This window comes from Nocardia sp. NPDC058480, assembly GCF_042720495.1.
Taxonomy (GTDB): Bacteria; Actinomycetota; Actinomycetes; order Mycobacteriales; family Mycobacteriaceae; genus Nocardia.
This window is the reverse complement of record NZ_JBHXMN010000003.1, coordinates 271,363-285,242: the sequence shown is the minus strand read 5'-3', so window position 1 is coordinate 285,242 and position 13,880 is coordinate 271,363. Positions and strand designations below refer to the sequence as shown.

The 13,880-nt window shown below is 65.9% G+C and carries 10 protein-coding genes; 6 read left to right on the top strand and 4 right to left on the bottom strand.

The features are described from left to right. Positions 1–4: 4 nt before the first annotated feature. The 4 genes from yidC to rpmH are packed head-to-tail and all read right to left on the bottom strand — an operon-like array spanning position 5 to position 1,970. A complete protein-coding gene (gene yidC, locus ACFWO8_RS10150) occupies positions 5–1,084 on the bottom strand; it encodes a membrane protein insertase YidC (RefSeq protein WP_378947224.1) in 1,080 nt (359 codons plus the stop codon). A 4-nt stretch (positions 1,085–1,088) separates the two neighbouring features. Continuing rightward, positions 1,089–1,388 (bottom strand): membrane protein insertion efficiency factor YidD, encoded by a 300-nt coding sequence (gene yidD / locus ACFWO8_RS10145; RefSeq protein WP_378947221.1) that lies wholly within the window; start codon positions 1,386–1,388, stop codon positions 1,089–1,091. After that, positions 1,385–1,804, bottom strand: a complete 420-nt coding sequence (gene rnpA, locus ACFWO8_RS10140; RefSeq protein ID WP_378947218.1) for a ribonuclease P protein component — start codon at positions 1,802–1,804, stop codon at positions 1,385–1,387. The genes yidD and rnpA overlap by 4 nt, the downstream gene beginning before the upstream one ends. Positions 1,805–1,826: 22 nt before the next feature. Then, the gene (rpmH, locus tag ACFWO8_RS10135) at positions 1,827–1,970 is read right to left on the bottom strand and encodes a 50S ribosomal protein L34 (protein WP_082843828.1); all 144 of its coding nucleotides are present in this window, start codon (positions 1,968–1,970) and stop codon (positions 1,827–1,829) included. Between the two features lie 673 nt (positions 1,971–2,643). Between rpmH and dnaA the strand changes: the two genes are divergently transcribed. The 6 genes from dnaA to gyrA all read left to right on the top strand — a co-directional run bounded on the left by dnaA (position 2,644) and on the right by gyrA (position 13,843). Continuing rightward, positions 2,644–4,965 carry a chromosomal replication initiator protein DnaA gene (gene dnaA, locus ACFWO8_RS10130; RefSeq protein ID WP_378947214.1) on the top strand — a complete coding sequence of 774 codons (2,322 nt, stop codon included), beginning with the start codon at positions 2,644–2,646 and terminating at the stop codon, positions 4,963–4,965. Positions 4,966–5,751: 786 nt separating this feature from the next. Further along, complete coding sequence (gene dnaN / locus ACFWO8_RS10125) at positions 5,752–6,927, top strand: DNA polymerase III subunit beta (protein ID WP_056822597.1); 1,176 nt, start codon at positions 5,752–5,754, stop codon at positions 6,925–6,927. Between the two features lie 27 nt (positions 6,928–6,954). Continuing rightward, positions 6,955–8,157: a DNA replication/repair protein RecF gene (gene recF / locus ACFWO8_RS10120; protein ID WP_378947209.1), complete on the top strand. Its 1,203-nt coding sequence runs from the start codon at positions 6,955–6,957 to the stop codon at positions 8,155–8,157. Between the two features lie 132 nt (positions 8,158–8,289). Continuing rightward, a complete protein-coding gene (locus tag ACFWO8_RS10115; RefSeq protein WP_378947204.1) occupies positions 8,290–8,826 on the top strand; it encodes a DUF721 family protein in 537 nt (178 codons plus the stop codon). A 418-nt stretch (positions 8,827–9,244) separates the two neighbouring features. After that, positions 9,245–11,278 carry a DNA topoisomerase (ATP-hydrolyzing) subunit B gene (gene gyrB, locus ACFWO8_RS10110; RefSeq protein WP_378947201.1) on the top strand — a complete coding sequence of 678 codons (2,034 nt, stop codon included), beginning with the start codon at positions 9,245–9,247 and terminating at the stop codon, positions 11,276–11,278. 57 nt (positions 11,279–11,335) lie between these two features. Next, positions 11,336–13,843 carry a DNA gyrase subunit A gene (gene gyrA, locus ACFWO8_RS10105; protein WP_378947198.1) on the top strand — a complete coding sequence of 836 codons (2,508 nt, stop codon included), beginning with the start codon at positions 11,336–11,338 and terminating at the stop codon, positions 13,841–13,843. Positions 13,844–13,880: the final 37 nt, after the last annotated feature.

Sequence of the window (13,880 nt, the reverse complement as noted above, 5' to 3'; positions counted from 1 at the left end):
CGTCTCAGCGCTTACGCTTCTGGTTCGCACGGCCACGGTTACCCGGCCGCTGCTGCCCGCCGGGCCTGCGCTTGCCGCCGCCCTGCTTGGCTGACTGTTTGGGGGTGGTGCCGTTGGTCGCCGCGGTACCGTTCGCCGACGGCTCGTCATCGGCCGGGGCGTCCTGCTTCTTGCGGACGTCGACCGGCTTGGCACCGGGCTTTGGTGCGTTCTGCGACCGCAGCTCCATCTTCTTCTGCTTGCGCTCTTCGTCTTCCTTTTCCATCCGGCCGAACACCAGGTGCTGCTGTCCGTAGGTCCAGATGTTGTTGGCCACCCAGTAGAGCAGGATGCCGATCATCAGGAAGGGGCCACCGACCATCACGCCGAGCGGGAAGACCCACAGCGACAGCTTGTTCATGATGGCGGCCTGCGGGTTGGCGGCAGCTTCGGGCGTCTGCCGCTGTACCGATGCGCGAGCGTTGAAGTGGGTCGCGAGACCGGCGATGATCATCAGCGGAACCGCGATCATCGCGATGTTCAGCTTGGTCGGCGTACCGCCCCAATCGGCGAACGCCTGCATCTCGCTGGCGGGCGCGGTGATGAAGGATGCGATCGGCGCACCGAAGATGCGAGCGCTCAGGAACGACTGGACGTCGGTCGCGCTGAAGATGTAGTTCGGGGTGTGCGCGTTGTCGTAGGCAGACATGCCCAGCTGACCGAAGCCGTGGCCGGTGCGGTTGAACGAGCGCAGCACATGGAACAGACCGAGGAAGACAGGCACCTGCACCAGGACCGGCAGGCAGCCCATGAGCGGGTTGAAGCCGTGTTCCTTCTGCAGCTTCTGCATCTCCCGCGCCATGGTCTCGCGGTCGTTCTTGTACTTCTTCTGCAGCTCCTTGATCTGGGGCTGCAGCTCTTGCATCTGTTTGGTGGTGCGGACCTGCTTCACGAACGGCTTGTACAGCACCAGCCGGAGGGTGAAGACCAGGAACACCACGGCAAGGCTCCACGTGAGCCCGCTGTCGGCACCGAACACAAAGCCGAAGGCCTTGTGCCAGAACCACAGAATTGCGGATACCGGCCAATAGATGATGTCGAGCACGGCTCTAGGTACTCCCGTCGTTCGTATCGCCGATCAGCGCGGGCGATGACTGTGTGCAGGCTTTCGACCCGCGCTCTGGCACGGGATCCCACCCTCCAGGGTGCCAGGGCGCGCATTTCGCGAGCCGCACGACCGTGAGCGCCGATCCGACGACGAACCCGCGGGTACGCAAGGCAGTCACCGCGTACTCACTGCAGGTGGGGGTGAACCGGCAGATCGGCATCCGAGTGGGGGAGACATAGGTCCGGTAGAGCTCGATCAGCGAGATCAAGGCTTTCGCGGGGAGGCGGGTGAGGGTCCTCATCGCCGTTCACCGGCCGGGGTGCGACCGAGCGCGAGCTCCGGTGTCGCGCGCAAGCCGAGCTTGCGCAGACCGGCGCGCAGCTGGCGCAGCAACTCGGCGGAATCGGCGGTAGCGGCACCGGGCAGTGCCCGGATCACGACGTCGGTGCCGACCGGTAGTTCGTCGACCACCTGGGCGCACATATGACGCAGGCGGCGGGCCACCCGGTGGCGAACCACCGCGTTACCCACCGCCTTGCTGACAATCAGTCCGAACCGAGGACCGCCTACGCGGACCAGGGAATCGCCGTCGGCGACATCGTCGTACCCGTGCGTGAGCGCGTGTACGACGAGATCTCGCCTCCCGATTCGCTGACCGCGGCGCACCGTGCGGGAGAATTCGGCACGGTGGTGCAACCGATACGGCTCAGGCAACACCCGAGCGTCCGACTACGCGCGATCAGGCAGTCAGTTCGGTACGGCCCTTACGGCGACGCGCCGCAACGATGGCGCGACCCGCACGGGTACGCATCCGGAGACGGAAGCCGTGGACGCGAGCCCGACGACGGTTGTTCGGCTGGAACGTCCGCTTGCCCTTGGCCACGGTCAACACTCCTGTAGTAGGTGGGCACCATTCGGCGCCCGAAGTCTGTACAAATGATTTGTCTGCGCTGCGGACCGCGGTCTACGCACAGATTGCCTTGGCGATCGATGTGCAGCAGACAGCCGCCAACCGCGCCAAGGGGTGACTGTACGAGGGTACTTATCCCGAAGGGACGGGTCAAACTCGGCCCCCACGTACCTGTCACCGGCACAGCGTCAAGGCTACCGGACGCCCGAACGGACCAAGGGATCGGTGCTTGTTCGACGTGGGGGGAGCCCGACCAGGCACGACACGCCCGGGCCACAGTGACGCATGCGGCCACTTTTCGTGAGTTCTTCCACACCCCTGGCGTTGCGTGGCCCGGCCAGCTAACCTCTGTAGCCGGGGGATTGCTGAAGAACCGCAGGTCCAGCCCCATTCGCTGCCACACGCTGGCAGAATTCCTTTATCCCCAGGTTTGTCCACATCTGTGGATAATTATGTGGACAGACGGCCGCAGTGGCATATTCGTGGGGCCGTCGGTGCCCGCGCCGTAGTCCGCCGATCACCGGGCCACAGCGTTCGAACCGGCTTCGGTTGTACGCAGGATCACTGGATTACACCTGTTCACGGGTGCTTTCCGGCGTGCGCGAAGGCCGTGGGCCCCAACAAACCGGTCCGGGGAGGACGCTGTATGGACGACGAGCAAAACGTGCTGGCCACAGTGTGGCCGGAGGTGGTCGCCGAGCTCACCACCGGCTCTGCCGACGGCGCCATCCCCGCGGTGAGTCGTGCGCAGCAGGCCTGGTTGAAGCTGGTGAAGCCACTCACCGTCGCGCAGGGTTTCGCGTTGCTGTCGGTTCCGTCGTCGCTGGCACAGGAGGCGATCGAGCGCGATCTGCGCGAGCCGATCCTGCGATCGCTCGGCCGCAGGCTCGGCCCCCAAGTGGAAGGACTCGGCGTACGCATCGCCGCGCCGAGCCCGGCCGCGGGGGAGCGGGCAGGTAGTTCGCCTCGGCACGCCAGGATGACGAGCAGGCCGGAGCGTCCGCGCGAGCAGGTGCGCCCGCCCGCCGGTTATCCCGGCCCCGATTTCAGTGTTCCCGACTACGCCGCTCGCGGCGAGTACGGCAGGCCGCGTTACGGCGCGGGCGAGTACCCCGCCCAGGGCGGCGAGTACGGCAACGATTATCAGTCGTCCCCCGACTATCCGGCCAACGGTGAGTACCCGAACAGCTACGGCGGCCGGGAGTACCCCGGGCAGGCCGGCGAGTACGGCGAGCGCAACGACTACGCGGGGCACCGTGAGTACCCGGCCGAACCGGAGTACCAGCAGCAACAGCCCGAGTACCAGCAGCAGCCGGAGTACAAGCAGACACCGTCGGACTTCAGCCAGTCCGCGGAATACAACCAAGCTCCCTCGGAGTACGGCCAGCCCGAGTACCAGCAGGCACCCGCCGACTACGGCCAGCAGTCCGAATACCAGCAGGCACCCTCGGAGTACGGCCAGCAGCCGGAGTACAAGCAGACACCGGCCGACTACACCCAGACACCCGAATACCAGGGCGAGCGCAACGAGTTCCCCGGCACCGACTTCGAGCCGACCGCGGCGTACCCGGCACCCGACTATCCCGGTGCCGAGTTCGGCGGCCGCGGTGAGTTCCGTGGCGGGCGTCCGGACCAGCGGGTTCCCGAGACCGCACCGCCCGCGCGCCGTGAGCAGGCGGCCGCGCCGCGCCGCGACCACTCCGGGCAGGAGTCATTGTTCACTCCCGACCCGTCGCCGCAGCGTGCGCCGAACCGCGGCAGGCCGTCCGACGAGCCCGCCGCCGCCCGCTCCGAGGAGCCGAGCGCCGAGGGCCAGGACAAACCGTTCCCAGGTCAGCCCGGTGCCCAGCCGGTCGACGACGAACCGGTGGTGAGCAACCGCAACAACTGGCCGACCTATTTCAACAAGTCGCCAGAAGCGCCGCCGCAGTCCTCGTCGTCGGCCAGTCTCAATGCCAAGTACACGTTCGAGACCTTCGTCATCGGCGCGTCCAACCGGTTCGCGCACGCGGCCGCGGTCGCCATCGCGGAGGCGCCCGCACGCGCCTACAACCCGCTGTTCGTCTGGGGCGCTTCGGGATTGGGCAAGACCCATCTGCTGCACGCGGCGGGTCACTACGCGCAGCGACTGTTTCCCGGCATGCGGGTGAAGTACGTCTCCACCGAGGAATTCACCAACGACTTCATCAACAGCCTGCGCGACGACCGCAAGGTCGCGTTCAAGCGCCGCTACCGCGAGACCGACATCCTTCTGGTGGACGACATCCAGTTCATCGAGGGCAAGGAAGGCATCCAGGAGGAGTTCTTCCACACCTTCAACACCCTGCACAACGCGAACAAGCAGATCGTGGTGTCCTCGGATCGCCCGCCCAAGCAGCTGGCCACCCTGGAGGAACGGCTGCGGACCCGCTTCGAGTGGGGCCTGATCACCGATGTGCAGCCCCCTGAGCTGGAGACTCGCATCGCGATCCTGCGCAAGAAGGCGCGGATGGACCGGCTCGATGTGCCGCACGACGTGCTCGAGCTGATCGCGAGCCGGGTGGAGCGCAATATCCGTGAGCTCGAGGGCGCGCTGATCCGGGTGACGGCGTTCGCCTCGCTCAACGGTCAGCCGCTCGATCTCTCGCTGGCCGAGGTGGTGCTGCGCGATCTGATGCCGGATACCGCGGCACTGGAGATCAACGCGGCGACGATCATGGCTGTCACCGCCGAGTACTTCAACACCACGCTCGAGGAGCTGACCGGGCCCGGCAAGGCGCGTCCGCTGGCGCAGGCCCGCCAGATCGCGATGTACCTGTGCCGTGAGCTCACCGATCTGTCGCTGCCCAAGATCGGCCAGGCGTTCGGTCGCGACCACACCACGGTGATGTACGCGGAGAAAAAGGTGCGCAAGGAGATGACCGAGCGCCGGCGCGTCTACGACCAGGTCCAAGAACTCACAGCCCGAATTAAACAGCGCTCCCGCTGATTTCATCCCCAACCCCGAACACCGCCCTGAGCTGGGGCGGTGTTCTTTTTTGCCCTGTGGATTCCTCGAGGAATTCCTGTGGATTCCTCGAGGAATCCACACCTTTGTGCACCGGTCGGTGCACAGGGTGTTGGGGGCGGGTGTGCAGCGTTCATGCACAGGCAGTTGTCCACATCATCCACAAGACGCTCCACTAACACCTGTGCACTAGCGGTGACCTGCGACGTCACCGAATCCGGCCTGTGGATTCCTCGAGGAGTCCCTGTGGAGTCCTCGAGGAATCCACACCGTTGCCACCAGGCTGGCCCGACGTGTGAACAACCGGGTGAATCCGGTGGAACAACTCGAGGACAACTCGAGGATGGAATGGGGACAACTTCACTCCTCCACAGCCACCGCTGATTCATCCTCGAGTCACCCCAAGGCCATCCCCATGCCATCAAGCCCTCTGACCTGCGGATTCGGGCGAAATCCACAGATTCCACAGTGCCTACTACTACTTCAGTTCTCCTTCTAGAGAGAACTCTTTTAAAACAGGGTGTGTGGAAACTCGGTTGGGGAGGCTCGGCTTCGTCGGTTGTTCACTCACAGGCAGGCAAGGAGGAACGGGGTGGTTCGACGAGGCGGAATCGGCCGGGAGGGTCGATGCGGAGTTCGCGCACCGCACGGGTACCGTTTGGTTGTCGGTTGGTTGTGCGAGACTCATGGCGCGGCCGACACAGCAGTTCAACTCCGCTGACACACCCCCGCACACGGATTCGAAACTCGGAGAGGACAAATCGGGCGATGGAGCTTGCGAGCATGAAGTTTCGGGTCGCCCGAGAGGACTTCGCCGAATCGGTGGCCTGGGTGGCGCGCAGTCTCCCGTCCCGGCCTCCGGTGCCTGTGCTGGGCGGTGTACTGCTGGTGGCCGACGAGAACGGCCTGACGGTCTCCGGGTTCGACTACGAGGTCTCCGCGCAGATGCGCGTCGCGGCCGAGGTCGCCGGTCCCGGCCAGGTGCTGGTCTCGGGCCGCCTGCTCGCCGACATCACCAAGTCGCTGTCGAACAAGCCGGTCGATGTCTCCGTCGACGGCACCCGCGTGCTCATCGCCTGTGGCAGCGCGAAGTTCTCCCTGCCGACCATGCCGGTCGAGGACTATCCCCAGCTGCCCGAGGTACCGCAGCAGACCGGTGAACTCACCGTCGACGTGTTCGCCGAGGCCGTCGGCCAGGTCGCCGTCGCCGCGGGCCGCGACGACACCCTGCCGATGCTCACCGGCATCCGGGTCGAGATCGAGGGCAACGACGTGGTGCTCGCCGCCACCGACCGCTTCCGCCTCGCCGTGCGCCACCTGCAGTGGCAGCCGACCCGCTCCGATATCGAGACCGCGGTGCTCATCCCCGCGCGCACGCTGTCCGAGGCCGCGAAGACCCTCGGTGCCGCCGAGGCACCCGTGCAGCTGTCGCTGGGCAGCGGTGGCGGCGCCGACGGCCTGCTCGGCATCGTCAATGGCGGCAGGCGCACCACCACCCGGCTGCTCGACGCGGAATTCCCCAAGTTCCGCCAGTTGCTCCCCAAGGAGCACACCTCCATCGCCACCTTGCCCGTGGCCGTGCTGTCCGAGGCGATCAAGCGTGTCGCCCTGGTCGCCGAGCGCGGTGCCCAGGTGCGGCTCGAGTTCTCCACCGACGGCGTGCTGCTGTCAGCGGGTGGGGACGACGCGGGCCGGGCCGAGGAATGGCTGGAAGCGGATTTCCGCGGTGAACCACTCACCATCGCGTTCAACCCCGGCTACCTGACCGAAGGCCTGGCCGCGCTGCACACCGACCGGGTCACCTTCGGGTTCACCACCCCCAGCCGTCCCGCCGTGCTGCTGCCTGCCTCCGACGAGGAGCCCAAGGTGCTCGAATCGGGCGCGTTCGCGGCGCTGGAGAGCCAGTACATCTACCTGTTGATGCCGGTCCGGCTGCCCGGCTGAGCCGGCAGCGGGGGCGGCTAGGCCTGCATGTTCATCCGTGAGCTGTCGGTCCGTGATTTCCGTTCGTGGGAACACGCCGACCTCGAGTTATCCCCAGGGCGCACGGTGCTGCTGGGGGCGAACGGCAACGGCAAGACCAATCTGCTCGAGGCAGTCGGCTATCTGGCGACGCTCGGCTCGCACCGGGTCTCCGCCGACGCGCCGTTGATCCGGATGGGCGCCACCCAGGCCAGGATCGGGGCCACCGTGGTGAACACCGGCCGGGAACTGCGCGTGGATGTGGAACTCAAGGCCGGCAGTGCCAATCGCGCGCAGATCAATCGCTCGCCGGTGCGCCGCTCACGCGAAATCCTGGGGATTCTGCACACCGTGCTGTTCGCGCCGGAAGATCTGGCGCTGGTGCGTGGGGATCCGGGGGAGCGGCGCCGGTTCCTCGACGAGTTGTCCACAGCCCGGTTGCCCAGGCTGGCCGGTGTGCGCGCCGACTACGACAAGGTGTTGCGGCAACGCTCGGCCCTGTTGAAAACCGCTGGGCGCCAGTCTCGTTCGCGTGCCGATCTGGGCACCCTCGACGTGTGGGACGGGCACCTCGCCGACCACGCGGCGGTGCTGCTCGCCGAGCGGCTGCGCCTGGTCCACGACCTGTATCCCCATCTGTCCCAGGGATATCGGTCGATCGCCCCCGAATCACGCCCTGCCGCAATCACTTACCGCTCCGGGTATCTCCCACCGGAACTCCTCGATCCGGCCAGGGTGCCCGAGGCAACTGATGCACAACTGCTGCACGAGATCATGCTGCGCGAGCTGGCCGCCGCGAGGAACCGGGAACTCGATCGCGGGGTCTGTCTGGTCGGTCCACATCGCGACGATCTGGAGTTGCTGCTCGGCAGCGCGCCCGCGAAGGGATACGCCAGTCACGGTGAGTCCTGGTCGTTCGCCCTGGCGCTGCGGTTGGCCTCGTTCGAGCTGTTGCGCACTGAGGGCTCCGAACCGGTGCTGCTGCTCGACGACGTGTTCGCCGAACTCGACCGCCGCCGCCGCGCCGCCCTCGCGGCGGTGGCCGCGAATGCTGAGCAGGTGTTGATCACGGCCGCGGTGGCCGAGGACGTGCCGTCGGAACTGGCCGCCGAACCGTTGCGTGTGCAAACGACCGGTGAGGCCGACCGGCGTATCTCACAGATCGTCCCCGAAGTCGTCGAACACGCCGAAGATATGCACAGATCGCGATAGTTATCCCCAGCCCCTGTGGAAAACCGGCAACATGCTGGACATATGCCGGATCGGTGCTCGACGAGCCGGTCGGCGCCCCGGCGTAGACTCCATCCACACTCGGCCACCCTCGACACCGGAAGGCGGAAACCCGTGCCGGAAGAACCCGCACCGGAGCTGCGCGGCATCGATCTGGCCCGCCGCGCGCTGGAGGAGGCGCGTGCCGCGGCCAAGGCGAGTGGCAAGTCCGTCGGGCAGGGCAGGGCATCGCCGGTGCGCAAGTTGCGGGCCGGTGGCAGGCGCCGCAGCGGCTGGTCCGGCTCGGGCCCCGATGCTCGTGATCCCCAGCTCCTCGGCGCGCTCAGCGGCTCGCTCGCGAAGAATCGTGGCTGGTCAGGCAAGGTAGCCGAGGGCACGGTGTTCGGCAGTTGGCCGCGCGTGGTCGGTGAGGACATCGCGTCCCACGCCACCCCGGTGACCCTCGAAGGCGGTGTGCTCAAGATCGCCGCGGAGTCCACCGCGTGGGCCACCCAGCTGCGTATGTTGCAGAGTCAGATCCTGGCCAAGATCAATGCCGCGGTCGGTCATGGCGTGGTCACCTCGCTGCGCATCACCGGCCCCGCCGCGCCGAGCTGGCGCAAGGGCGATCGCCACATCAAGGGCCGTGGCCCGCGCGATACCTACGGGTAGCCGCGCGGTGACCAGGGCGAGATCCGTTGCGCCCGCGCTGCTCTCAGACCTGAAGTTGTGGACATGTGCACAGGGCCTGTGGATAACTTTCGAATGGGTAACTTCCCGCCGAACCTCACAAATCTCACGCATCCCGACTGCTGGTCCGAGGACATACTCTATTTGCGCCTAAGACCGGCAAAATACTCGGGGAGGCGGAACCGCCTCGCGGTTTGCCGATTTCTTGCATTCACGGCGACCTCAGGGGTGTCGTAGGTGCACTGTAAGTTGGGCTTACCAGTAGGATGGTGACGTAACCAGCGGCGAACCCTCGGCGCGTGCTGTGCAGTCCGTGATTTCTGATGGCTCCTCTGGAGCCGTGCGCGTGCTGCCCGGATCGCTGCGCCAGGGATCAGCAAGTAAGGAGAGCTACCGAGAAGTGGCTGCCAACGACTCCAACGCATCGGGCAACAATTCAGGCTACGGTGCCTCTTCCATCACGGTCCTCGAAGGCCTCGAGGCGGTGCGCAAGCGCCCTGGCATGTACATCGGGTCCACCGGTGAACGCGGTCTGCATCACCTCATCTGGGAGGTTGTGGACAACTCGGTCGATGAGGCGATGGCCGGTTACGCCAGCAAGGTCGAGGTGACCCTGCTCGCCGACGGCGGCGTCGAGGTGATCGACGACGGTCGTGGCATCCCGGTCGGGATGCACGCCCAGGGCGTGCCGACGATCGAGGTCGTCATGACCCAGCTGCACGCGGGTGGCAAGTTCGACTCCGACTCCTACGCGGTGTCGGGTGGTCTGCACGGTGTCGGTATCTCGGTGGTGAACGCGCTCTCGACCAAGGTCGAGGTCGAGATCGACGTCGACGGTTACCACTGGAACCAGACCTACAAGGACGCCAAGCCCGGCAAGCTCATGCAGGGCGAGGCGACCAAGGCGACCGGCACCACGGTGCGGTTCTGGGCTGATCCGGACATCTTCGAGACCACCACCTACAACTTCGAGACCGTGGCGCGGCGCCTGCAGGAGATGGCCTTCCTGAACAAGGGCCTCACCATCAAGCTCACCGACGAGCGGGTCGCCGTCGGCGACGTCACCGACGAAGTGGTGAGTGAGACCGCCGAGGCGCCCAAGGATGCCGAGGTGGTCGCCGCGGAAGCGGTCGAACACAAGGTGAAGACCCGCACCTACCACTACCCGGGCGGTCTGGTGGACTTCGTCCGCCACATCAACCGCACCAAGTCGGCCATCCACAACTCGGTCGTCGGCTACACGGTCAAGGGCACCGGCCACGAGCTCGAGGTCGCGATGCAGTGGAACTCGGGCTACTCCGAGTCGGTCCACACCTTCGCCAACACGATCAACACCCACGAGGGCGGCACCCACGAAGAGGGCTTCCGCGCGGCGCTCACCACGGTGGTCAACAAGTACGCCAAGGAGAAGAAGCTCCTCAAGGAGAAGGACGGCAACCTCACCGGTGACGACATTCGCGAGGGCCTGGCCGCCATCGTGAGCGTCAAGGTCGGCGAGCCGCAGTTCGAGGGCCAGACCAAGACCAAGCTGGGCAACACCGAGGTCAAGTCGTTCGTGCAGCGTGCCTGCAACGAGCACCTGCAGCACTGGTTCGAGGCCAACCCGGCCGACGCGAAGACCATCGTGCAGAAGGCGGTGTCCTCGGCGCAGGCCCGGATGGCCGCCCGTAAGGCGCGCGAGCTGGTGCGTCGCAAGTCGGCGACCGACCTGGGCGGACTGCCGGGCAAGCTGGCCGACTGCCGGTCGAAGGATCCGGGCAAGTGCGAGATCTACATCGTCGAGGGCGACTCCGCCGGTGGCTCGGCGAAGTCGGGTCGCGACTCGATGTACCAGGCGATCCTCCCGCTGCGCGGCAAGATCATCAACGTCGAGAAGGCCCGCATCGACCGTGTCCTCAAGAACAACGAGGTCCAGTCGATCATCACCGCGTTCGGCACCGGTATCCACGACGAGTTCGATATCGCCAAGCTGCGCTACAACAAGATCATCCTGATGGCCGACGCCGACGTGGACGGTCAGCACATCGCGACGCTGCTGCTCACGCTGCTGTTCCGCTTCATGCGTCCGCTGGTCGAGCACGGTCACGTGTTCTTGGCCCAGCCGCCGCTGTACAAGCTCAAGTGGATGCGTACGGAGCCGGAGTTCGCCTACTCCGACCGCGAGCGCGACGCGCTGATCGAGGCCGGCCTCGCCGCGGGCAAGAAGATCAACAAGGAAGACGGCGTCCAGCGCTACAAGGGTCTGGGCGAGATGAACGCCAAGGAGCTGTGGGAAACCACGATGGACCCCGCGGTTCGGGTGCTTCGTCAGGTGACGCTCGACGACGCGGCCGCGGCCGACGAGCTGTTCTCCGTGCTGATGGGCGAGGACGTGGAGGCACGTCGCAGCTTCATCACCCGCAATGCCAAGGACGTCCGTTTCCTCGATGTGTAAGCGGCGCTGCGCCCTGGGGCGCGCCCGTTCGCATGTCAGCCCCTCGAAGGAGATTTGATGACTGAGACCACGCTGCCGCCGACCGGCGGTGCGGGCGACCGGATCGAACCGGTCGACATCCAGACCGAAATGCAGAACAGCTACATCGATTACGCGATGAGCGTGATCGTTGGCCGCGCGCTGCCCGATGTGCGCGACGGCCTCAAGCCGGTGCACCGTCGCGTGCTCTACGCGATGTACGACAACGGCTACCGTCCCGATCGCGGCTATGTTAAGTCCGCTCGCCCGGTCGCCGAGACCATGGGTAACTACCACCCGCACGGCGACTCGTCGATCTACGACACCCTCGTGCGCATGGCCCAGCCGTGGTCGCTGCGCTACCCACTGGTCGACGGCCAGGGCAACTTCGGTTCCCGCGGCAACGACGGCGCGGCCGCCATGCGGTACACCGAGTGCCGCCTGACGCCGCTCGCGATGGAGATGCTGCGCGATATCGACCAGGAGACGGTCGATTTCGTCCCGAACTACGACGGTCGCTCGCAGGAGCCGACCGTGCTGCCCGCGCGCGTGCCCGCGCTGCTGATGAACGGCTCCAACGGCATCGCGGTCGGCATGGCGACCAACATCCCGCCGCACAACCTCAATGAGCTGGCCGAGGCCATCTACTGGGCGCTGGAGAACTACGAGGCCGACGAGGAATCCACCCTCGCCGCCTGCATGGAACGGGTCAAGGGCCCCGACTTCCCGACGCATGGCTTGATCGTCGGCGGCCAGGGTATCCACGACGCCTACACCACCGGTCGCGGTTCCATCCGTATGCGCGGTGTGGTGGAGATCGAGGAAGACGCGCGTGGTCGCACCACGATCGTCATCACCGAACTGCCGTACCAGGTCAACACCGACAACTTCGTCAACTCCATCGCCGAGCAGGTGAAGGACGCGAAGATCGCGGGTATCTCCGATATCCACGACGAGTCCTCCGACCGTGTCGGCATGCGCATCGTGGTCACGGTCAAGCGTGACGCCGTGGCGAAGGTGGTGCTGAACAACCTCTACAAGCACACCCAGCTGCAGACCAGCTTCGGCGCGAACATGCTCTCGATCGTCGATGGTGTGCCGCGCACGCTGCGCCTGGACCAGATGATCCGGTACTACACCAACCACCAGTTGGAAGTCATCGTCCGGCGCACCCGTTACCTGCTGCGCAAGGCCGAGGAACGGGCTCACATCCTGCGCGGCCTGGTCAAAGCGCTCGACGTGCTCGACGAGGTCATCGCGTTGATCCGCCGCTCGGCCAACACCGACACCGCGCGCACCGGGCTGATGCAGTTGCTCGACATCGACGAGATCCAGTCGACCGCGATCCTGGACATGCAGCTGCGCCGCCTCTCGGCGCTGGAGCGGCAGAAGATCATCGACGATCTGACCAAGATCGAGCTCGAGATCGCCGACTACAAGGACATTCTGGAAAAGCCGGAACGTCAGCGCGCGATCGTGCGTGACGAGCTGGCCGAGATCGTCGAGAAGTACGGCGATGACCGCCGGACCAGGATCATCGCCGCCGACGGTGACGTCAACGACGAGGATCTGATCGCCCGCGAGGACGTGGTCGTGACGATCACCGAGACCGGCTACGCCAAGCGCACCAAGACCGACCTCTACCGCTCGCAGAAGCGCGGCGGCAAGGGCGTGATGGGCGCCGGCCTCAAGCAGGACGACATCGTCAAGCACTTCTTCGTGTCGTCCACGCACGACTGGCTGCTGTTCTTCACCAACAAGGGCCGCGTCTACCGGGCCAAGGCCTACGAGCTGCCCGAGGCCAACCGGACCGCGCGTGGTCAGCATGTGGCCAACCTGCTCGCGTTCCAGCCGGATGAGAAGATCGCCCAGATCATCCAGCTCAAGACCTACGAGGACGCCCCGTACCTGGTGCTCGCGACACGCGCGGGCCTGGTGAAGAAGTCCAAACTCACCGATTTCGACTCCAACCGCTCCGGCGGCATCGTCGCGGTGAACCTGCGCGACGACGACGAATTGGTCGGTGCGGTGCTGTGTTCGTCCGAGGATGACCTGCTCCTGGTCTCGGCGCACGGTCAGTCGATCCGCTTCGCCGCGACCGATGAGGCGCTGCGTCCGATGGGTCGCGCCACCTCCGGCGTGCAGGGCATGCGCTTCAACACCGACGACGAGCTGCTCTCGCTCAATGTGGTCCGGTTGGAGACATATCTGCTGGTCGCGACGGCCGGCGGGTATGCGAAGCGGACCGCGATCGAGGAGTACACCGCACAGGGCCGTGGCGGAAAAGGCGTATTGACAATCCAATACGATCCGAAGCGTGGCAGCCTGGTGGGTGCGCTCATCGTCGACGACGAGGACGAGTTGTACGCGATCACTTCCAGTGGTGGCGTCATCCGCACCGCAGCCAAGCAGGTTCGTAAGGCCGGACGCCAGACCAAGGGCGTCCGATTGATGAACCTCGCGGATGGCGATACCTTGCTAGCGATCGCGCGCAACGCCGACGAGCCCGATCCCGATCAGCTCCTCGGCGACGCGGCTTCGGAGTAACACACCAAATAGCGGCGGCAACGAACGGATCTGAGGA